The sequence below is a fragment of the Thiocapsa roseopersicina genome (genome assembly GCF_900106925.1).
GTDB lineage: Bacteria > Pseudomonadota > Gammaproteobacteria > Chromatiales > Chromatiaceae > Thiocapsa > Thiocapsa roseopersicina.
Genome location: NZ_FNNZ01000017.1, coordinates 91,866 through 112,355, shown reverse-complemented (window position 1 = coordinate 112,355; position 20,490 = coordinate 91,866). Strand labels below are relative to the sequence as shown.

22 protein-coding genes, 1 tRNA gene and 2 pseudogenes are annotated in these 20,490 nt (G+C 65.0%); 9 read left to right on the top strand and 16 right to left on the bottom strand.

Translation table 11 applies throughout. The features are described 5' to 3' along the window. The coding region (locus BLV04_RS17070) for an IS4 family transposase (RefSeq protein ID WP_281241861.1) at positions 1–267 on the top strand (267 nt) is incomplete at its 5' end. Between the two features lie 25 nt (positions 268–292). Here the strand turns inward: BLV04_RS17070 and BLV04_RS17065 are convergent. Beyond that, the gene (locus BLV04_RS17065; RefSeq protein ID WP_245731931.1) at positions 293–1,258 is read right to left on the bottom strand and encodes an NAD(P)/FAD-dependent oxidoreductase; all 966 of its coding nucleotides are present in this window, start codon (positions 1,256–1,258) and stop codon (positions 293–295) included. A 91-nt stretch (positions 1,259–1,349) separates the two neighbouring features. After that, a complete protein-coding gene (locus tag BLV04_RS17060; protein ID WP_093034921.1) occupies positions 1,350–1,658 on the bottom strand; it encodes a monooxygenase in 309 nt (102 codons plus the stop codon). A gap of 98 nt (positions 1,659–1,756) precedes the next feature. On the opposite strand from BLV04_RS17060, the gene BLV04_RS17055 reads away from it, so the two are divergent. Continuing rightward, entirely contained in the window at positions 1,757–2,524 is a 768-nt protein-coding gene (locus tag BLV04_RS17055; protein ID WP_139191955.1) for a hypothetical protein, read from the top strand. Between the two features lie 119 nt (positions 2,525–2,643). Further along, on the top strand, positions 2,644–2,916 hold the full coding sequence (locus BLV04_RS17050) for a hypothetical protein (RefSeq protein ID WP_093034915.1): 273 nt from the start codon (positions 2,644–2,646) through the stop codon (positions 2,914–2,916). Positions 2,917–2,939: 23 nt separating this feature from the next. Here BLV04_RS17050 and BLV04_RS17045 read toward each other — a convergent pair whose 3' ends face one another. From BLV04_RS17045 to BLV04_RS24490, 6 genes and pseudogenes are all read right to left on the bottom strand, one after another. Next, entirely contained in the window at positions 2,940–3,119 is a 180-nt protein-coding gene (locus tag BLV04_RS17045) for a hypothetical protein (RefSeq protein WP_093034912.1), read from the bottom strand. Between the two features lie 83 nt (positions 3,120–3,202). Further along, complete coding sequence (locus BLV04_RS17040) at positions 3,203–8,359, bottom strand: RecQ family ATP-dependent DNA helicase (protein ID WP_093034909.1); 5,157 nt, start codon at positions 8,357–8,359, stop codon at positions 3,203–3,205. Between the two features lie 213 nt (positions 8,360–8,572). Further along, positions 8,573–9,487, bottom strand: a pseudogene (locus tag BLV04_RS25710) (glucoamylase family protein). A gap of 65 nt (positions 9,488–9,552) precedes the next feature. Then, entirely contained in the window at positions 9,553–9,714 is a 162-nt protein-coding gene (locus tag BLV04_RS25285) for a hypothetical protein (protein ID WP_217633715.1), read from the bottom strand. Continuing rightward, positions 9,711–10,097, bottom strand: a pseudogene (locus BLV04_RS25920) (DUF3313 family protein); the annotation flags it as partial. The pseudogene BLV04_RS25920 and the gene BLV04_RS25285, both read right to left, overlap by 4 nt. 97 nt (positions 10,098–10,194) lie before the next feature. Beyond that, entirely contained in the window at positions 10,195–10,380 is a 186-nt protein-coding gene (locus BLV04_RS24490) for a hypothetical protein (protein ID WP_139191954.1), read from the bottom strand. Positions 10,381–10,431: 51 nt separating this feature from the next. On the opposite strand from BLV04_RS24490, the gene BLV04_RS25915 reads away from it, so the two are divergent. From BLV04_RS25915 to BLV04_RS17015, 3 genes are all read left to right on the top strand, one after another. Continuing rightward, on the top strand, positions 10,432–10,563 hold the full coding sequence (locus tag BLV04_RS25915; protein WP_281241860.1) for a hypothetical protein: 132 nt from the start codon (positions 10,432–10,434) through the stop codon (positions 10,561–10,563). Between the two features lie 273 nt (positions 10,564–10,836). Next, positions 10,837–11,412: a LexA family protein gene (locus tag BLV04_RS17020; RefSeq protein ID WP_093034949.1), complete on the top strand. Its 576-nt coding sequence runs from the start codon at positions 10,837–10,839 to the stop codon at positions 11,410–11,412. A gap of 1 nt (position 11,413) precedes the next feature. Continuing rightward, on the top strand, positions 11,414–12,688 hold the full coding sequence (locus BLV04_RS17015) for a Y-family DNA polymerase (protein WP_093034903.1): 1,275 nt from the start codon (positions 11,414–11,416) through the stop codon (positions 12,686–12,688). Positions 12,689–13,065: 377 nt separating this feature from the next. Here the strand turns inward: BLV04_RS17015 and BLV04_RS17010 are convergent, their stop codons facing one another. From BLV04_RS17010 to BLV04_RS16990, 5 genes are all read right to left on the bottom strand, one after another. Continuing rightward, positions 13,066–13,740, bottom strand: a complete 675-nt coding sequence (locus BLV04_RS17010) for an ATP-binding protein (protein ID WP_093034900.1) — start codon at positions 13,738–13,740, stop codon at positions 13,066–13,068. After that, positions 13,730–14,467 (bottom strand): DnaT-like ssDNA-binding domain-containing protein, encoded by a 738-nt coding sequence (locus BLV04_RS17005; protein WP_093034897.1) that lies wholly within the window; start codon positions 14,465–14,467, stop codon positions 13,730–13,732. Before BLV04_RS17005 ends, BLV04_RS17010 begins: the two co-directional genes overlap by 11 nt. Next, positions 14,464–14,688 carry a helix-turn-helix domain-containing protein gene (locus tag BLV04_RS17000; protein ID WP_093034894.1) on the bottom strand — a complete coding sequence of 75 codons (225 nt, stop codon included), beginning with the start codon at positions 14,686–14,688 and terminating at the stop codon, positions 14,464–14,466. The genes BLV04_RS17005 and BLV04_RS17000 overlap by 4 nt, the downstream gene beginning before the upstream one ends. A 518-nt stretch (positions 14,689–15,206) precedes the next feature. Further along, on the bottom strand, positions 15,207–15,608 hold the full coding sequence (locus tag BLV04_RS16995; RefSeq protein WP_139191953.1) for a hypothetical protein: 402 nt from the start codon (positions 15,606–15,608) through the stop codon (positions 15,207–15,209). Positions 15,609–15,759: 151 nt separating this feature from the next. After that, positions 15,760–16,224, bottom strand: a complete 465-nt coding sequence (locus tag BLV04_RS16990) for a helix-turn-helix domain-containing protein (protein WP_093034946.1) — start codon at positions 16,222–16,224, stop codon at positions 15,760–15,762. Between the two features lie 141 nt (positions 16,225–16,365). On the opposite strand from BLV04_RS16990, the gene BLV04_RS16985 reads away from it, so the two are divergent. From BLV04_RS16985 to BLV04_RS16975, 3 genes are all read left to right on the top strand, one after another. Next, positions 16,366–16,722, top strand: a complete 357-nt coding sequence (locus BLV04_RS16985; RefSeq protein WP_093034888.1) for a flagellar transcriptional regulator FlhD — start codon at positions 16,366–16,368, stop codon at positions 16,720–16,722. Next, positions 16,719–17,318, top strand: coding sequence for a FlhC family transcriptional regulator (locus BLV04_RS16980; RefSeq protein ID WP_093034886.1), 600 nt, complete (start codon positions 16,719–16,721; stop codon positions 17,316–17,318). The genes BLV04_RS16985 and BLV04_RS16980 overlap by 4 nt, the downstream gene beginning before the upstream one ends. 112 nt (positions 17,319–17,430) lie before the next feature. Beyond that, positions 17,431–17,757, top strand: coding sequence for a helix-turn-helix transcriptional regulator (locus tag BLV04_RS16975; RefSeq protein ID WP_093034882.1), 327 nt, complete (start codon positions 17,431–17,433; stop codon positions 17,755–17,757). A gap of 782 nt (positions 17,758–18,539) precedes the next feature. Here BLV04_RS16975 and BLV04_RS16970 read toward each other — a convergent pair. From BLV04_RS16970 to BLV04_RS16960, 3 genes are all read right to left on the bottom strand, one after another. Beyond that, positions 18,540–18,630 (bottom strand) — tRNA-Ser (locus tag BLV04_RS16970). Between the two features lie 45 nt (positions 18,631–18,675). Next, complete coding sequence (gene csrA, locus BLV04_RS16965) at positions 18,676–18,894, bottom strand: carbon storage regulator CsrA (RefSeq protein ID WP_007192647.1); 219 nt, start codon at positions 18,892–18,894, stop codon at positions 18,676–18,678. Between the two features lie 269 nt (positions 18,895–19,163). After that, entirely contained in the window at positions 19,164–20,393 is a 1,230-nt protein-coding gene (locus BLV04_RS16960; RefSeq protein WP_093034879.1) for an aspartate kinase, read from the bottom strand. Between the last annotated feature and the right edge of the window lie 97 nt (positions 20,394–20,490).

The following is a 20,490-nucleotide window of genomic DNA, read 5'->3' as shown; positions in this document are numbered from 1 at the left end:
CGCTTGGGGCGAACCCTGCCCGACCTGGACGCCGAGCTGTTCCTCGCGCCCGAAGAATGGCAGGCCGCCTACATTCTCTCCGAGAAACCCCTGCCCAAAGAGCCGCCACGCCTCAACACCGTGGTCCGCCTGATCGCCGGCCTCGGCGGATTCCTCGGGCGCAAGGGCGACGGGGAGCCCGGCGTGAAGACGATTTGGCTCGGCCTGCAACGCGTCACGGACTTCGCCGCGGGTCTCAGATATGCGCGACAGGCTCATGATTCATGAGATGTGTGTAATGGGATGCTTTTGGCTACGGCATGCGTAGCTCGTCCATAGAGGCAAGGATGTCTTGTGCGATGGCATCCCCGCTGATCCAGGCGGCCTCGACCCGCGCACCGAGACACCAGTCGCCGCCCGCGTAGAGCGTGCAGGATCCATCGCGGGCGAAGGGGCGGCCAAGCGGCACGGCGACGCGTGCGTAGCGCCAGCGGTGCACGGCGGCGTAGCGCACGGCATCCGCATCCGTGCCGAGTTGCTCGCACAGCATGGGCAGCAACAGCGCGGTGAGGGCGTCGGGGTCGAGCTCCAGATGCGCAGCGCTCCACGCCGGGCTGGCCTGTGCCACCCAGCAGGCAGGTGCGGGTCGCCCCGGTTTGCTGCTGTCCTGCGCGATCCAGGCCAGCGGTGCGTCGGGATCGGCGCGGGTGACGAAAGGCCGCAGGGCATCCGGATCGAAGGCGGCCATCAGCGTGAGGCAGGGATCAAGGCGCACGCCGGCAACCTCGCGGGATATCGGATGCTCGGGGCCGATCAGGTTCGAGACCTGCGGGGCGGGCACCGTGAGGACAACGCGGTCGAACAACTCCGCGCCGTCGGCAAGGGTGACCCTCCAACCATGTTTCGTCTCGTGCAGCGCGACGACCTCCACACCCTGTCGGATATCGAGGCCACGTGCCAGATACTTCGCCAGCCCGGTCATGCCCGGTGTGCCCACGACATGCGGTCGGTCCGACCCGTCGGCCCAGAGTGCGGCGGCCCCGGCGGTCTCTGCCTCGTTCAGCAGCGTCGTGAAACGCGGCGCTGTCGCGGTGATGTATTGCGCACCGTGATCGAACTGCCGACCGTCCGGCGCCCGCCGCGTGGCCAGCCGCCCACCGATCCCTCGGCCTTTGTCGAACACGATCAGCATGCATCCGGCATCGGTCAGGCGCCGCGCACAGGCGAGCCCGGCCATACCGGAGCCGATGACTGCGATTCGCTCTGCCTTTTCCATCATGTCACCCCATGGTCCGGGAGATCCGCGGAGTCGTCCGTCGGATCTTGCGGTAGGCTTGCCTGAGACGCTTTTCGTTCCGGATCTATGTTACTCACGATCCAATCGGTCCCCGGTCGATCGCCGAGAGCTCCCGATTCACCTCGAAGAGCTTGGTGTTGACGTGCGATACACCGAAGCCGACGAGTCGCTCGGTGTGCATCGCCAGATAGGCTTCGGCGCTGGGGCGGTCCTTGAAGAGATAGATTCCGCCGGCCTCGCTCGTCTCGGGGTTCTCGGTCCAGATCTTCCAGAGTAGGCCGGGCTCTTGCGCAATGGATGCGGCGAGTCCCTGCATGGTGGCGCTCATCTCGGCGCCCCAAGGGCCTTGGAAGGGGAAGTCGATCTGTAGGAGGATGGGCATCGGGGTCTCTCGTTGGTGAGGTTGCGGGAACCGTCAAGAACAGAACTCTACGATCGGAGATCGGGGCTTTTAGGAGAACATTCATGAAACGGATGGTGTTGCTTGTCGTGCTGGCGTCCGTGGCGGTAACGGTTATGTCCTCGGAAGATGACGCTATCGTGCGCGAGGTACTGAACCGTCTCTATGATGGATACGATCGGACCAACGCTTGTTGGGTGGCGCGAAGTGCGGATGATCCCGGACGTGCCGATTGTCTGAAGATCGATCGGGTCGACCGCGTGGAGGCCGACACCGGCCCCCGTTTGTATGTTCTGTTGACAGGGCGGGCCTTTGACCCGCGCACCGGCGAGAATATCGATTCGCATGTGACCCGTGGCCTCGTGGGCGCCCTGGTGATCGGCTTTGGCCCGGACGGTGTTGAGCTCATCGCCGGCGAGCCGCGTCTGAGCTCGGGGGGCTGGGGGGGCGCCCCGACCGATTGGCGCCTGATCAAGCTAGCGCCCAGCGATTATTGGGGCTGGGTGAACCGCGATGGCTTTCTAGGTCAAGGGGTTCTCGTCGAGTCCTACAGCATCCTGGCGCCCCATGGTCGCCGCATCCGTGACCTGGGACCGATTCATGCGGCATGGAACAATGTCGGCGCTTGCGGAGAAGGCGGCGAGATCTGTCCGGTTACCGACATCGAGAGCACGCTGGAGGTGGATTCCATCAATATCGGCGCAACGGTTTTTCCACTTCGCATCACCCTGACAGGGCAATTCGAGGGACGACAGCTCACGCCCAAAATCTGGAATATCCCTTTTGATCAGACATCCTGGTCCTATGTCGAGCCGGACGACTGGCCGTTGGCTGATCTCGAAGACTGATAAGGGTATCGTTCGGTTCGGGCAAGAGACGCATCCGATCCCGGATCTGCGCTACCCTCCCGGAGCGCGAATCGTGACCGGAAGGGTCAGGTCTCCGACCTCACATCGATAACGACCTCATGAATCGCAAGGCCCTGCTGGAAGAGATCCGCCGGCGCAATCACGCCCACCTTCCCGCTCTGCTCGCCGCTTTGGCGCGCGTCAGGGCCGGCATCCGCCTCACCCGTGCGGATCACGAGGCGGTGATCGACGGCATAGAGACCGGCAGCGCGAGCTTGGCGCTCGAGAAGCCTGATCGGGCGGTACGTGCGCTTGCTGCGCGGATTCTGGATCTGTGCAAGGAGATAGATTCCGCCGAGGAGCAGCTGATGCGAGTCTCTCGCCTAGGGTGACGGCGAGAGACGAGTCGGCCGACCTACATCATGCCCATGCCGCCGAACATGGCGGTGAAGATCGCCATGACAATCGCAAACAGGATGGAGAGGATGATGATGGCCGGTATGGACGCGATGGCCGCCTTCACCATGAAGGCCACCATGGACCAAAAGGGCATCTGGATGTCGACGACGGTGACGCGGTTGTTGACTTCGTTCATCGGGGAAACTCCATGTGATCGGTGATCCGTTGAAGGGCGGTGCGATGGTACACGCTAAGCCAGCATGCCAAAAACCGATTCAATTAAACCGAGGATGGCTTCGGCTCATACTCAATCTCCGGCAACACCAACTCCCAGCGCGAGCAGCGCATGTTCTGTCGCTCCTCGGCCTTGGCGTCACGGACCAGGATTGCCGCGACACGGACCGCAATGATCCGCCCGACCGGGGGCCGGAACTTCGACGACATGCGCGTCACGGCAACCCCTTGCGTGTCCGCGATCTCCCATCCGCCCTTGCCGTCGACGCGCTCGCGCAGTACGAGCTCGCTGCCGACGTCGAGCGCAGCCAGTGCGCGATGCAGCGGGGCACCCGCCGGGAAGTAACCCGGCCAGGACAGCACGATCTTCTCCGGGTCGGCAATCAGCGTTCGGTTCCCCAGGCCCGGCTCGGGCTCGGGTTGGGCCGCTCGCGAGCGCAGTGTCAGCCCGTCGGCATCGGCGATGAAGGGATGCTTGCCGCCGAGCGCCTCGCACAGGGTCAGCGTCTTTCGCGCGCGGGTCATCGCCACGTAGAAGAGGCGGCGCTCGTCGTCGCTGCCGGACTGCCAGCCCCCGCTGTCGAGGATCAGGACATGATCGAACTCCAGTCCCTTGGCCCGGTGTGCCGTCATCAGCACCAGCGGGCCATTGGCGCCGCCCTGCGCGAGCGCTTTGATGCCTGTTCCGATCTCGTAGAGAGACTCCACCAGATCGCCGATCACCTGCTCGCCGGCGGGGACCGCCCCCTCGGTGTCCGCAATGAAACGGGCCAGTGCGGCTTGAAACGGGTGTTCGATCAGGCCGTCGACCGGGACGCCGTAGCGGCGGCGAAACCAGCGCGACAGCACACCGGTACGCAGCAGCAGACGCGAGCGCGGGTTGCGGCGACGCTGTCCGCGCAGCAGATCGAGCAGCGCACGGCCTTCGCGCGTCACATGCAGATTGGGTTGATGCTGATCCAGCAGCATGCGGACGGGGATGCGCCGGCGACGGCACAGCGCGGCCAACGGCTCCAGATCGTCCCAGCGCCGGGAGATGACGGCGAAGCGGCCCCACTGCCCTGCCCCGCCGGCATGCGCGAGACCGTGCAGGCGTTGGATCTCGGCGAGGGCCAGCTGAGCTTCCAAGCGCGCGTCGCGGGGCACTTCGAGGACATGCACCCGGCCAGAGGCGACCGGATCGCGTGCGGAATCGTCGCCGCCTTCGGGCTGCTCGCGGCGCGCATGGTCGATGCGGATCTCCTGTCCTGCCTTCATGCGGTCGCGTGCCCGCGCAACGATCCGGTTGGCGCAGTGGATGATGTGAGCAGTTGAGCGGTAGTTCTCGATCAGCTGGTAGCGGCGCGCTTGATAGTCCTGCTCGAACCGGCGGATGTAGCGCACGCTTGCGCCGTCGAAGGCGTAGATGTTCTGGTCGTCGTCGCCCACCACGAGCAGCGACAGGCGGTCTTCCTCGGTCTGCAGGGTGCGTCCGGCAAGGGCGCTGATCAGCTCGTAGTGGTCGCCGTTGATATCCTGGTATTCGTCCACGAGCAGGAAGCGCAGACCGGCGAGCATGCGATCGCGCACGACGGACGCGCCGATTCCGGTACCCTCATCGCTCCGGTTCAGGTCGGCGGTGGCCCGGCGAATCACGGCCCCGAAATCCAGGGTGTCGCCCCGTTCGATCGCCACGGCATAGCTGGTGCCGGTGAGTCGCATCGCCAGCCCGTGCAGGGTCTGCACGGTGACGCCGGCGGCATCCGGTCCGGCCAGTGCCCAGAGGCGGTGCCGGATCTCGGCGGCGGCCGAGCGGTTGTAGGCCAGGACCATGATCGTCTGCGGCAGCACCATGCATTCGCGCAACAACCAGGCGACCCGATGCACGATTACCCGGGTCTTGCCCGAGCCGGGCCCTGCCAGGACCAGGTGATTGCCGTCGAGGGGTGCCGCGACGATGGCCTGTTGGCCGGGATTGCGCAGGTCGATGAGGATGCGTCGATGTGCCTCCTCGGTGGTGGCGTTCTCGAGCAATTCTTGGCGGCCGGCGAAGTAGCGCCGGATGAGCTCGTCGCGATCGAGTCTGAAATAGTCGACGATGAATCGCATCGCCGCCTGAACCTTGCCGAGTGCGAGCTTGGCGTACTCGGCCATGACGTGGACCTGAACGATTTTGTCCTTGTAGTGCAGGGCCAGCTCGGCATAGTCGGACTTCTTGAACTGGCGTCGTCGGGCCTCGGGGTTCAGCTCGATGCGTAGCGCCGCACGAAACACCGCCTTGCCGCGCGCCAGATGCAGCACCTCGTTGGCATCGAGGTAAAGCAGTGCCGCGGAGAGGGCTGTGTCCCAGCGTTGGATGTCCAGATCCTGGAGCGTCAGGTCGGCGCGCAGCTTGCGCTCCAGCTCCCCGAGCTTGAGGACGACGAGCAGGGTGTTGCCCTGTCGTGCCGCGAGGAATATGGCCACCAGGGCGTGTGCCACGCGCAGACGCCGCTCACCGATGTGCGCGATATCGCGCCAAGACCGCAGGACTTTGATAGCGCGGTTGTCCATTCCGGCAGGACGCAGCGCAAAAAAGCCCCGATGTTCGACGCCTTCACCGAACGGTTCGGCATAGGACTTGAGCAGACGCGACAGGCGATGCGGATCGATCTCCACGCCGGTATCGCGCCGTAGGGTGTCGCAGAGTCGGCGCATATTCAGGAGCTGCCAGCTTTCCGTATCGGCGTCCGGCGCCGCTTCGCGGAGCTGGCCGAGGAGCGCCGCCTCGATCCGGGTCAGCTCCGCCAGCCGCTCGACGGTATCGGGGTCGCGATACAGGGTGACACCGATCTCGGTCTCGTTGGACAGGAGCTGCCATTGGTCCAGCTCGCGCAGCATGGCTTGCAGCGTGCGCGAGTCTTTGCCGGTGGCGCGCATCAGATCGTCGGTCGAGCGGCTTTCGTCGTCGTCCGCGGCAAGCAGTTCCGCGAGGATGGCCAGATAGGGATCGATGTCGGCCGTGGGTCCGAGCTTCTTGCGGAGTACGTCGCGTGCCTCGTCCAGGCTCCCGACCAACAGGCTGCCCGGAAAGACGCGGGTATGATTCTCGTGGCGCTCCAGCAGCCGCGCCTCCTCCAGCCAGGCCACGGCGATGCGGACCTTGGTCTCGGCATCCTTGGCGTCCGGGTCGATGCGGTGCTGCTCGGGGATCTCCAGGAGGATCTCTCCGCTGGTGACCACTACCTCCCCCTCGCTGCGATCCTTGCGCTCGATGATGCGCAGGGCCTTCAAGATGGAGTGGATGTCGTGCTGGGTCAGGCGCGAGTTTCGCAGCAGGCGGAACTGCACATCCAGATCCGCTTCGTCATAGAGCAGAACACACCGCGCCGGCGCCTGGTCACGTCCGGCCCGGCCGGCTTCCTGCAAGTAGTTCTCCAGCGAGCCGGGCGTATCCAGATGGATCACCAACCGCACGTCGGGCTTGTCCACGCCCATCCCGAAGGCGTTGGTCGCGGCGATGACCCGCAGCGAGCCGCCGATGAAGGCTTCCTGGACCGCCCGCTTGTCGGCCGGGGGCATGCCGCCGTGGAAATAGCCGCAGTCCAGGCCGGCTTGTTTGAGGAAGGCGGCAACTTCCTCGACCGTTTTCTGGCGGGCACAGAACACGATCGCCCCGCCATCCTCGCGCAAGGTCTCGCGCAACAACGACAGGACCTCGCCGTACTTCACCTGTGCCGGGACAGCCCGCACCTCGTAGATCAAGTTCTCGCGGCTGACACCGCCCTCGATGAGCTCGATCGACAGGCCGAGCCGTTGCTCGAAGTGCGTTCGGATGTCCTGGACCACATCGGGCTTGGCGGTGGCGGTGAAACAGAACACCGGCTCCGGCAGCGCTTTGCGGCGCCGTTGGATAAAGCGCGAGACGTAGAGATAGTCCGGTCGAAAGTCGTGCCCCCACTTGGACAGACAGTGCGCCTCGTCGAAGACCCAGGCGCCGATCTCGCGGTGTTGCAGGGCGTTGCCGAAGGCGGTGCCGCGAAACTGCTCGGGGGCGACAAAGATCAATCCCAGGTCGCCGAGGCGCAGTTTCTCCAGCATCGCCTGACGCTCCAGCGGAGTGAGCAGGCTGTTGAGATAGCCCGCGCAGGTCACTCCGCGCGCCTCCAGGTTGTCCACCTGATCCTTCATCAGCGATTGCAGCGGCGAGATCACCACCGTGAGGCTACCGGTGCGGTAATAGCGCGCCAGTGCCGGCAACTGGAAGCACAGCGATTTGCCTCCGCCGGTGGGCAAGATGGCCAGGGTGGAGCGTCCGGCAAAGCCGTTCTCCACGATCGCCCGCTGCAACGAGCGTCCGTCGGGAGTTGCGGGCGTTGGCCTGAAGTCGGTGATGCCCGGGAAATAGTGCGGGAGCATCCGCTCCAGATCGTGCTGCTCGCGGCACCAGGCGCAGGCCGGATCGGTACAGGGTACGTCGCGCAGCGCGGCGATGGCTTCCCCGGTCTCGGGAAAGCTCAGCTTCACCCAGGGCGGCAGCACCGAGTTACCGCCCGCCACCCGCAGCCAAGCCAGGGTATAGGCCAACGGCTTATGCCACTGCGGGTCGGGTAACCACTGCTCGATGATCCGCCGAAGCCCCGTGATGCAGACCTTTCCGGCGGTGGCCCGCGACCAGGCCGCAGCTGCCTCGTCGATCGAGGGTCGCAGGGCGCGGCGCAGGGTGGCAAAGAAACTCGCCACACCGATGCCGTTCTGCGGAGCCAGGAGGAAGTGCAGGCACAACATCTCATCGGGGTGCTCGACCACGCGTGTTCGAAAGGTCTCCCACTGGTCGAGGAACAACCGGTAGGCCAGCTCGGCATCGCGCACCGGATCGTTCCGCGAGGTCGTGCAGAGGTGGTAGTCCTTGACCAGGCGGTGGTACGGGTTCTGCGGGAAGGCGATCGGCGAGAGCTCGAGCGTGTCGATCAGCGGCAGCCGGTGCAGAGCCAGGCCGGGGTGCAACACGGCGAGCGTCGGTCCATCGAAGGCAATGATGTTGTGACCCAACGCGAAGCTCGCGCCATCGGTCAGCGCATCGACACGCGACACCAAATCGGGGGCCTGAGCGGAGATCCGCGCGCGGGCATCGAGATCGGGGCGGTAGAGCCCGATCTCGCGCAGACAGAGCGCATCCTGCTTGGCCGTCTCGATGTCGAGGCACAGACAGGCGACGGGTGGGCGATCAGGGGCTGCGGACATCCTCGTCGCGTAGTGGGTCGATCAGGGGAACCGACGTCATGACTGCGGGTAATATACCCGACTCGTGACCGCAGCGGCTTGTCCCTTGGTGCAAGCGCCCTACCTACCCGCGGGAACAGATTCAGTCGAGCGGTTCAAGACCGACACGCGCACCTCCGACGGTCCTGTCGAACGCGGCGACGTCCGAAAGATGGTGACGGCTTCTCCGGCTGGTCAGAGCCACCGGTCCACAAAGCCGGCACGGCGCAATCCGGCGACCACGTAGGGGCATCGGCGCATCAGGTTCCAGATCAGGCCGGTGCGGTAGTTCTCGATCATCAGGATGATCGGCCCCTGGTCGATGCCGAAGTGGTAGGGAGTTACCCACCAGCCGGTCGGGCTCTCGGGCACCGCACAGGTCTGGTTGAACGACGGCTTAAAGCCGTAGCGCTTCTCGGCGTCGAGATCGAGCCGCACCATGGCGCGGACGGTGGGAATCACGATCTCCGGAGCGAACGGCAGCGACGCCACCACGACCCACGGCGCGATGGAGCCGTCATCGGGACCGTAGGGCGCACCGCGCGCGTAGTAGCCGTAGAACTGTCGCTCGATGCCGTTCATGCGACGCGTCTCGAAGCCGGGGCCGTCCGTCGCCGCGATCCCCCAGCAGTGCTCGCCATGGCCGGCGAACTCAAGCGGATTGCGCCGCCCGTACTCCTGTTGGACGAAAGTGGCCTAACGGCCGTTCTCGAAGTAATCGCTGCCGTGCTCGCGCATAAACGCGTCGCGGATGCCGCGAAAGTCGATCCAGAGATGCGAGAGCTGGTGGGTGAACAGCAGCCCCGAGTAGAGCAGCTCGCGACCGTAGATTTGCTTCCACCGGTACGTCGAGCAATACGCCGTGTAGCTCTCCGGCGGCAAAGGAAAGGTCGGCGAGCCGAGACCATGCAGATAAACCAGCAACGCTTCGTCGTAGCCGCGCCAGGTATGCGGAATGAAGCCGGTCTCCGGACGCCAGCCGTGGGACACCGCGGCGCCTCCGCTCAGCGCCCACTGCCAATTGGCGCGGCCATAGAGTTCGTCGACGAGATGACGGATCTCCCGTTCCTCTTGGGTGTCGGCATCGAAGTAGGCGGCGCAGGTGAGCATGCCGGCGAAGAGGAAGGCGGAATCGATCGTCGACAGCTCGCACTGCCGCACGCGGCGGCCGGTCTTCATGTCCAGGAAGCGGACGGATTCGTCTTGTCGCGGATCAGGCCGTTGGCCGGGTTGGACTCGTGCAGATAGTACAGTAAGGTTGTCGCCTGTAGGCGGATGAGATCCTCCTCCGTCGACTGGCGGTTCAGGTCGTCGCCGTTCCGGGACCGGTCGCTCATGGTCGGTCTGGGCCGAAGCCCGACCCGCGCAGGGCTCTCACCCTCTCCTCCGAGACCAAGCACCTCCCGGTGACGGCGTCCACGATCTCCAACTCGAGCGCGCCGTACCGGAACGCGAGCGTGTCGGCGCCGAGATATCCGGTCGTGTCCGCGATCGCACCCTGCGTTCGCGCGAGGTCGAGCTTCGTCCATACCCGCCCACGATCGGCGAGCGCACGGAACTCCGCTTCAGGTAGGCGGGCCATGGGCGATCTGCTCCCGTGCCGGACGGTCACCGGGTCGATCACGACCCTCTCGTACGCAGCGGAGTCGGCTGTGGAGCTGATGTAGAGAAGCGACGGCTCGTCGCCCGTGCCCGGCTCCAGCTGGGAGACGTCGCCGAGGAAGGCCGAGCGCTGGCCGGGAGGCGCGCCGCCGCCCCGCGGCCTACGCCAAGGAGCGCCGTTGCGCTCGCGAGCGCCACGCGAGACATGCCCGCGCCTACAGCGCGCATGACCAGACGCAGGAGCGGAACGTCTTGTTCAAGGTCCCGAGGTTCGTTCCCATTCCTCGATTGCCGATCTCGTCGAAGTCGTCGAAGTCGTCGAAGTCGTCGAAGTCGTCGAAGTCGTCGAAGTCGTCGAAGTCGTCGAAGTCGTCGAAGTCGTCGAAGTCGTCGATCGTCATATAATACAATGTCTTCGAGGCAACGCCCTGCACATGGGAAGCGAGTCGGACTTGCGCGCCAATCTGCGGCGTCTCGGGATCACCGCGGGGCTTGACGAGGCCGATTGGGTGCCGTTGAGGAATCGGGTGCGCGTAACGCTCGGGATCGATCTCGGCGGGCTCGATCCGACCGGGCTGGCATGACATCCTTGGCGACGCGCGGTGTTTCGACAAAGACAGCAAACACTCCAACCGTGTCGTCATCTGCTCCGCTAGTCGATGGCCCGTTTGCCGGATCGATAACGCTTGGTGGAACTGCCGTACTTACCCTTCGCATCGTCTCCGATACCGGCGGTCACGGATAGGGACATGGCTTGACGTCACCGGCCGGAGATCCGGCCCATCGGGCCTCTGCCCCATGGACGCTCGCGTCCGCATGAATTATCGTTACGATAATTCTCGATGCGAGGTATGCTCATGTCCAACCCAGCACGAGGCCGCGGACGCCCCAGCGGCACCGGGCGCTATCGCGAGCCGACCCGGGTCATGCGCGTGCCGGAGAGTCGGGTGGAGGCCGTGCGCGCTTATCTCGACGCACTCCCGCCGCGCGCCGACGGCACCGGTGCCGTGCTCCTCGGTCGGCCGCAGGCATCGGCCATCCCGCCGCCGCGCCGGCTCGCGCGAATGGTGTGGCCGGTGCGGGCCGGATTTCCGTCGCCGGCCGAGGACGATCAAGAGGAAGCGATCGATCTCAACGCGCTGCTCGCCCCCAACGCCGAGGCCACCTTCCTGCTGCGCGTCAGCGGTCTCTCGATGAGCGAGGCGGGAATCGACGACGGGGATGTCTTGGTGGTCGACCGGGCACTCGAGCCCGCCCACGGGCGCATTGTTGTGGCCGTGGTCGACGGCGAATTCACGGTCAAGCGCCTGCATCGTCGCGACGGACGCATCGCGCTGGAAGCCGCGCACCCGGACTATCCGCCGATCCTGCTGAGCGAGGGTCAAGAGCTGTCGGTTTGGGGAGTAGTGACCCGCGTCATCAAGAGCGTCTGAGATGGCGATCCTTGCCCTGGTGGACTGCAACAGCTTCTATGCCTCCTGCGAGCAGGTGTTTCGCCCAGATCTCCTCGGCCGTGCGGTGGTGGTGCTCTCCAACAATGACGGCTGCGTGGTGGCGCGCTCGCGCGAGGCGAAGGCGCTCGGGATTGCCATGGGCGAGCCCTGGTTTCAGGTGCGGCTGCGTCTCGACGGGGCACGGCCGGTGAGCGCCTTGTCGAGCAACTATGCCCTGTATGCCGACATGAGCAACCGGGTGATGCGGTTGTTGGCGCGCTTCGCACCGCGTCAGGAGGTCTATTCGATCGACGAATGCTTCCTCGATCTGACCGGGCTGGCGGACCCGTCGGCGATCGCGCACGGCATCCGGGCCACCGTACCGCGCTGGACCGGACTGCCCGTGTGCGTCGGACTCGGCCCGACCAAGACCCTCGCCAAGCTCGCCAACAGGCTGGCCAAGCAGGATGCGGACGGGGATGGCGTGTGCGATCTGGCGACCCTGTCCGAGGTGGACCTCGATCGCCGACTCGCCGAGATCCCGGTCGGCGACATCTGGGGCGTCGGACCACGTATTGCCGCGCGTCTGACTGCGCTCGGGGTGACCACCGCCCTCGCGCTCAAGCAGGCCGACAGCGCGTGGTTGCGCACGCATTTCTCGGTCGTGCTCGCGCGCACGGCCTTGGAGTTGCGCGGCGTGCCCTGTCTCGACGTGGAGGACGTCACGCCGGATAAGCAGCAGATCCAGTGCTCGCGCTCCTTCGGCATGCCGGTCACCACGTTCGAGACGTTGGGCGAGGCGGTGACGACCTATGTGGCGCGTGCCGCCGAGAAGCTCCGCGCGCAGCAGAGCGAGGCGGGAATGGTGTCGGTGATGATCCGCACCAATCTGTTCCGCAGCGACGAGCCGCAGTACAGCAACAGTCTGGTCCTGCCGCTGCGCGAGCCCGCGGCCGATACCCGCAGGCTCGCCCGAACTGCCCGGCATGGTCTGCGCCGGCTCTACCGTCCGGGTTTCCGTTATGCCAAAGCCGGCGTTGCACTGCTTGCCCTGAGCCCCGCCGGCGAGCGCCAAGGCGACCTCTTCGGCGATCCCGGCCGCCGGGACCGAGGCGAGCGGCTCATGGCCGTCATGGACCGGATCAACCGCAGCTACGGTCGGGGTACACTGGTCCTGGGCGGCGCCGGTCTCAACAAGCCTTGGGCGATGCGCCAGTCCATTCGCTCGCCGCACTACACCACGCGGTGGGATGAGTTGGCGGTGGTGCGGTGTTGAATCGGGATGGATCCGGTCGTGTTCCTTTTGGCGCGCCGACCCCCGCATGAATGCTTCGACCGACGAGACATGGATCCATGACCTCACGCTCGACGATTTGGAAGACCTGAAGCGCCGGATCGGCTTGCTCTTCGGCGGTATGAACGCGCTGTACGGCAGCCTGGGTTTGCCGGAGGAGATGCACGAGCGCGTCTATCGACGCGGCAGCGATCGAGGCCACGCGTTCCGCCACGACAGACGGTCGGAGCACGTAGGCCGACGTGCATCATGCACCCGTAGAGCGTTGCACGGCCGGCGGCTCCCGAAGCGACCTCCGTGCGACAGCGTGAATCACCTCCCCGACAAGATCCGCAACCGTACGTGCCCGATGGAGCGCATCAAACCGCACCGCCGCTGCGGCGATAACTCTGCCAGGTGAAGGACACCACGGCGGAGTCGCCTTCGCAGAGCCGGTCCATGATCCGCTCGCCGAGGTAACGCTCCATCTCCTCGTCGGTCAGGTTGCCGATCAGGATCGTGGCACGCAGGTTCGCATAGCGGGTATCGAGCACGTCGAACAGCATCGCGCGGCGTTTATCGTCACTGCCGATCGTCAGTCCGACCTCGTCGAGCACCAGCAGGTCGGGGTCGGTCAGCATGGCCAGCGCCTCGCTTTCCGAGCACGCCGCCCGCGTCGCGTAGGTGTCGCGCACCGTGCGCAGCGCGGCCGGGACGGACATGAACAGCCCCGTGTGGCCGGCCCGGATCACACCCGCGAGGATGGCACAGGCGAGATGGGTCTTGCCGGTGCCGGGACCGCCGAGCAGGAGCAGGCTATCGCCGTGACGGGCGCCGGCCGCAAAGCGCGCCGCGTAGCTGCGACAGACCCTCAAGGCCTGCCGCTGCTCCGGCGTCGTGGCCCGATAGCTCTCGAAGGTCTTCGCGCGAAAGCGAGGGGGGATTCCGCAGCGTCCGACGGCCGATTCGAGCCGGCGTTGCGCCTCGTCCCGGCGAGCGGCGAGGAGTTGTCGGATCTCGCGGCGTCCGTGCTCCGCCAACTCCTCAAGCGACATGAGCCGGCAGCAGCCAGGGGATGCGATCGAGCGGGGTCGCTCCGCGGGCGTAGTCTTTGTCGGCGAGTCGTCCGGTCGGCTCATGCGGTGGCCTCTGCGTCGTGCGGGCCTGCAGGGTCTGCAGGCGCTGGATGAAGGTGGCGTCCCAACTCGTGCGGTGCGACCCGGTGTCGGACCAGTAGGCGACGAACTCCTCGACCTGGTCCTGGACCCAGTCGCGTGCGATGCCCTGCTTGGCGGCCCAACTCAGGACCCGGGCACCGGGTCCCCAGTCGGGCGGAATCGGGCGCGCCGGATCGGATCTGCGTTTCGGGGTCTGTTGCCCCCGGTCCAGGGGCGTGACGCCCCCGGTTCGGGGATTGCGCACCGTCGAGTCGAGCAGATCCAAGGCGATCGCACGTCCGTCGTCGAGGGGCATGGGTTCGCTCCCCCACGCCGTTTCCTCGTCGCGGGCGGGCGCCTGCGTGGGGGATGCGCCAACCGCAAGGCTATAGAGTGTGCGCTGCGGCCGGCTGCGCGCGCGGTGGATCAGACCGCGCGCCTCGAGTGCCGCCAGACAGCGCGTGACGGTGCGCCGATCGACCTCGGCACGCGCGGCCAGGCGCGACAACGACGGCCAGCAGCCACCCGCCTCGTCGGCATGCTCGGCCAACGCCAGCAGGACCAAGCGCTGTGCCGGCGTCAGTCCGCGGCAGTCCCAAGCCCAATCGCGTGCCGCTCGGCTCATGTCGGGCGCCCCTGGTCGGGGCGGCGTTGCAGCAGATCCACCACATCGACATCCAGAGCGCGGGCGATGCGGCGCAAACTGGCGAGGGTCGGGTTGGCGTCGCCGGTCTCGATGCGGCAGATCCAGTCTTGCGAGGCCCCGGCGCGCTTGGCCACCTCGGCTTGGGTCCGACCGGATCGCCGGCGCTGGTGACGGAGGTTTCCTCCGATGGTGCTGTTCATTCCGGGCTCCGAATCGCTGTCTGTCATATCCCGGCCCGCGGACCGGCCAGACCGTGACGCTGCCGCCGCCGACATGGAACGCGCTCGAGATCGTCCCGCCGGCAGCGTGGCCGAAACCTAGGCCGGTGCGGAAAGCGTCCTCGAACGCGGAACAGATGATAGGCCGATCGCATGCGGGGCGAAGCCGCTCAAGATGACGCTTTTCGTCGCCTTTCGCGTGTTTTGGGTTTCTTATCGGCCAACGGAAGCAATGTGGCGCAGCGCGTCGGGGCGGCACGGCACCCGCACAGACGTGGACGAATCGGGGGGATGAAGGCTGGCGCGGGCTTGGCGCATTCCGCCGGTCCATGCGGCGAGGATTGACGGACCGCTCGATCGCCCGCGCGATCCCGGCAGGTAGGCCCTGCCGGGGGCCCGCGCGGCCGTGCGGGTACACCGTATCGACCGCGCTGCGTCGGCAGCGGTCGGTGCGTTTCCGCAGAGACGTGGCCGCTCGCGCACGAGCAGCCGTCCTCGGATCAGGAGGCCTCGAGCATCGACGCAATCGTGAAACTGATCAGACTCAAGATCAGCACGACAAACCCGACGGTCAGGATGATGTCGTCGTGCGGGACGGACAGGAACTGAACCACGTAGAGCGGGGCGATGGCGGCAAACATCAGAACAATGCCGAGCATCCGCATCACCCCGAGTTGCTGTCGATGGCACAGTCGAACGGCCGACGGCGCGGCCGCCATGAGGGGAGGATCGATCGGGCGATCCGCATGCGCGTGTTCGAATGCGTTCTCGTTCTTGAGATTGATGCCGCCGATATCGATGCTCAACGCGGGCATCGCCGCCTCCGACGGCCTCGGCTTGGGCACGCTGTCGCCCATGATCCCGCGAATTGTCGAACGGATTTCATCTCTGTTCTCAACCATCGATAAACCTCCGCTGTTCCGTGATCCGAAGTCTGTACATTGCGTCGCACGCGTCGGATCGTCGCTTGATGCATCGACCGGGTCAACGCAAAAACGCGTCGTGCGACCGTTATTCCGGGGTGAATTCGCGGAACCGTGAACTCGGTCACGCTCAGCTCGCCAGCCTGACGAGCTCCAACACCGGCGCCTTGCGGACATCCTCGCTGCTGCGATAGAGGCTGTAGAGCGCCGCGACCAGCTTGGCCTTCTTTGCGGGGGCCAAGGTTGAGCCGATTTCGTCGAGTCCGGCTTCGACCGACTCGAGAAGGGTTTCGAGCAAAGTCACGTCGACCGGACCCCGGACCATCGCGTCCGTCCCGTCTTCGGGACGCCCCTGTCCGGTCGCCAACCAGAGCAGGGACACGCCGGCCACGCGGGCGATATCGACCAGCTTGTCCGCCCCGGGAACACTCATGCCCGCGAGGTACTTGCGGAAGATGCTCTCGGAGATACCGCACTTTTGTGCGAACGCATTCGTGGACAGCACACCCTTGGCCCGCGCCAGGCGCGTCGCGAATCCGGCGGCATCCCAGAAGGCTTCGCTATTTAAATCAGAATCTTGATTGTCCGTCGTCATGGTCATACCACCCGAGTCGAGTGCCGCGAAATCGCGCTATAGCGGTTTTTAAGTCGCTTATTACGCTTTTTTGTTTGACAAGTTCGATTTATACGCACGATTATAGCACCGTCAACCTGTTTTTCTGTCGTGAGAACGAAGATGATGCGCACACCCTCGGCCCCCGACGTGGAGGCACCCCGCTCAGACCCTGCGCCGGACCTCGATTGCGAGGTCGATACCCTGAATCTGATGTGGCTGCTCGGGGCACGCGAGCTGGCGCGCTCGGACGAGGAGAAGGCCATCTTGGTCTATGGTCTCGACCGGGAGGTGCTGGAGATCCTGCGGCACGCCTCGCTCACGATGCTGCGCGAGCTGGCCGCTTCGGGCGTGCTGTTGTTTCGACCGCGCTTTCGCGTGTGCTGGTTGCAGGAACGTCTTCGGATGACCGGGCCGTCCGCACTCGGGTTGGGGCTGCAGGCAATTCTGTTTGCCGCCGAGGAGGTCGCGCAGCCATGAGACTTCAGCATCACGCCAGGACGCAGCTGGCGATCGCCTTGATCCGGCGCGGCATGCGCACCTCTCTTGTGGGGCGGATCAGCGGTCTGCGGCCGGCCGTGCTGCGCGAACTGCACCATGAGATCCACGGTTGCAAGCCTTTGCCCGGTCAGCTGCCGAGCACCGGCAGTCTGCTCGGCACGGCGCGTCGGCAGGCCAACGCGTCGGTGTTCGCGGGCTTGTACCGCACCTTCGGCGGCGCGGCGGTTCAGCGGAGCATCGACATCGAGGCACTGCTCACGGGACATCGCCTCTATCTGGAGCAGATGGCGCGGCTGGCGGCATCCGGCACGCTCGGCCCACCCCTCGACATCAATCAAGGCTGGGTGATTGCCCGGGACCTGACTACGGGGCTCGTGCTCTTTCGCACCTGCGAGCGCTGCGCGATCCCCTACGTGGCAGGGGCGTTCTCGCGCCGGTCCGTGGATTGCCCGATCTGTGCGTTGAAAGTGTCTCGGACGGGGCGTGATCGCAAGAACGACGCACCGCCGAAGCCCCTCGCCTCCTCGACGCCCAAGCAAGGCAAACCGAATCGGTACGTGAAAACACACTCTTGACCACCGACCGCTGCGCTCGACGCGCCGCAATCAACTGCAGCCGAACCGTCTTCGGACTCACAACAGTGCGGGTGTCCGCTCGCTCGCATCGACCACTTAATGGGGATCCCGCATGCCAACCTGCGTCCTGCGTTTACGAACTGTCCTGGAGCGTACCGGCTATAGTCGCTCCGGACTCTATGCCCGCATCGCCGCCGGGTTGTTTCCGCGTCCGATCCCGCTCGGTGCACGCGCGGCCGCCTGGCCGGAGCATGAGATCGACGCGGTGATCGCCGCGCTGATCCGTACCATCGGCGATGATGACCTGCGCACCCTGGTCGACGGCCTTCATTCCAGGAGATCGACCTTCGGACTCGGCGGCGATTCCGGCGTCGTCGGTGGTGCGGCCGTCGCTTCTTCGCCCACTCCAAAGCCGCACGCGCTGCGCAGAGCAGGCTGAAACCGGCGGCGTCTTTCCGATTCGATGCGAAGCAACGGCGGACCGGCGCAGATCGCGCACACACCGCCGTTCAGTGACGGCGAGCGGAGGCGGCCCGTGTTATCTTCCTCGACGGCGCAATCGACTCGACCGCCCGCGGTGTCGCCTACGACGCGATGGCGCTAGCGGGTCTTCGGAGAGTACGGGATGCGCCTTTGGGTGGTCGAGCCGCCAGCGCGATCGGCGACGCGCCGGGTATAGCCTAAAGCTGGCTACCGGAACGAACGTGGCCGAGGACGCGCCGACGCCATGATGCACCTTCGGGCACCGGCGCCTATAGCCATACGCGAGGTCGACCGACGGCTGCAAGCTGCGGATCGCACCCGTCCGCGTCGACACGGCGCGGTCTTGTGCAAGCCGTCATCCAACACCAGCGACAACAACAAGGCGAGATCGGAGAAGTGGCCCCTCGCGACGAACCTGATGCGCGTGTCGCTCAGCCGGCAGGGTCGCTTGGTCGGTATGCAATCGGCATCGACATTGGGGGTAACCATTAGCGGGGACGATTGCCAAACGCGCAGGAGGTCAACGTCGAGGTGGCCCTACGGCGTGCAGGGATCTCACATGGAAGATAACACGCTGGACGAAGAGAACATGTATTGCCGACGGCGGCCGTTCAGGATCGGCTACTTTGTCCAAGGACGGCCTGGGAAAGCCCGAAGCATTTTGTGGGTACGTTTGTGGGTATATCGACTGTCTTGCTATTATTTTTCTTTTTAGATCAAGTATTTAAGTATAATTAGTGGCGGAGAGAGAGGGATTCGAACCCTCGATAGGGGATTAGCCTATACTCCCTTAGCAGGGGAGCGCCTTCAGCCACTCGGCCATCTCTCCGACGAACGCGTAGTTTATCCTGCCTACGCGTCCTTGGCTACATACTCAGTCGAGGCGAGTGCCTGGCGGAACCGCTCCGGCGATCGGACCACCTTCGGCTTGCTCCCGTTTGATACGCTCGTAAATTTCTTCACGATGCACTGCGACGTCGCGAGGTGCGTTGACCCCGATCCGTACCTGATTTCCTTTGACACCGAGGACAGTCACTGTGACTTCGTCTCCGATCATGAGGGTTTCACCAACCCGTCGAGTCAGAATCAACATCGCTTAATCTCCCTTCAGTTCCCTTTTCCGATTGAATGATAGTACCCGAACCGTCAACCAGACGTACCGCGGATCGATTGTCTCGATCGCACAACCAGACCTAAGTCGGGCATGAGAAACCTAGTCTCATTGCAGGATATTAGCACCTGCACGTAAAAACCAGAAAATTTTGCGCGCCGCGCCAAAGACAATTGTCATTGAAGACCCGATTCCAAGAGCCCTCGTTGGGTTCGAGCCGACCGACGGTCGACGCAATTTGCGATCACGGGCTAGGTTGATTCGTGTACGCCGAGCCCGAACGCCTCATGCAGGCATCGCACCCCGAGCTCGAGATACTTCTCGTCGACCACGACCGAGATCTTGATTTCGGAGGTCGAGATCATGCGGATGTTGATTCCTTCTTTGGCCAGTGTCGAGAACATGAGACTCGCGATCCCCGCGTGGCTGCGCATCCCGACCCCGACCAGCGAGATCTTCACGATCCGGTTGTCGCCGAGCACTTGCCGTGCACCCAACTCCTTGGCGGTGCGATCCAGGATCTCCATCGCGCGCGGAAAGTCATTGCGGTGCACGGTGAAGGTGAAGTCGGTCGTCGCCTCTTGGGCGGCGATATTCTGGATGATCATGTCGACTTCGATGTTGGCGTCGGCGATCGGCCCGAGGATCCGGTAGGCGACACCGGGCTGATCCGGCACACCGAGCACGGTCAACTTGGCCTCGTCGCGACTGAAGGCGATTCCGGAGATCTTGGCGTCTTCCACGATGTCTTCCTCGAACGTAATGAGCGTGCCCTCGCCCTCTTCGAAGCTGGAGAGCACGCGCAGGGGCACCTTGTATTTGCCGGCAAACTCGACCGAGCGGATCTGCAGCACCTTTGAGCCGAGACTCGCCATCTCGAGCATCTCCTCGAAGGTGATGCGATCAAGCTTGCGCGCCTTGGGCTCGACGCGCGGGTCGGTGGTGTAGACGCCGTCGACGTCGGTATAGATCTGACATTCGTCGGCCTTGAGAGCTGCGGCGATCGCGACGGCCGAGGTATCGGAGCCGCCGCGCCCGAGTGTGGTGATGTTGCCTTGGGCATCGACACCCTGGAAACCGGCGATGACGACGACCCGTCCGGCTTCGAGATCGGCACCGACACGGGCGGCGTCGATGTCGTGGATGCGCGCCTTGTTGTGGGCGCTGTCGGTAAGGATGTGCACCTGCCCCCCCGTGTAGGAGCGCGCGGCACAACCCATGGCGTCGAGCGCCATGCTTAAGAGCGCAATCGTCACCTGCTCACCGGTGGACAGGAGCACGTCGAGCTCCCGCGGGACCGGGCGTTCCTGGATCTGCTTGGCGAGCCCGATCAGTCGATCGGTCTCCCCTGACATGGCAGAGACCACGACTACGACCCGATGCCCCTCGTCACGCCAGCGCTTGACGCGCTCGGCCACCGCCTTGATCCGCTCGGCATTCGCCACGGATGTGCCGCCGTACTTCTGAACGATCAGCCCCATCGAATTCTCCCGGCACGCACGTCTCGATCTCTCCCGATGTATTCAGTCCCATGAACCGCAGAGGCGCAAAGGACGCAAAGTAAACGCTTGTTTCAAC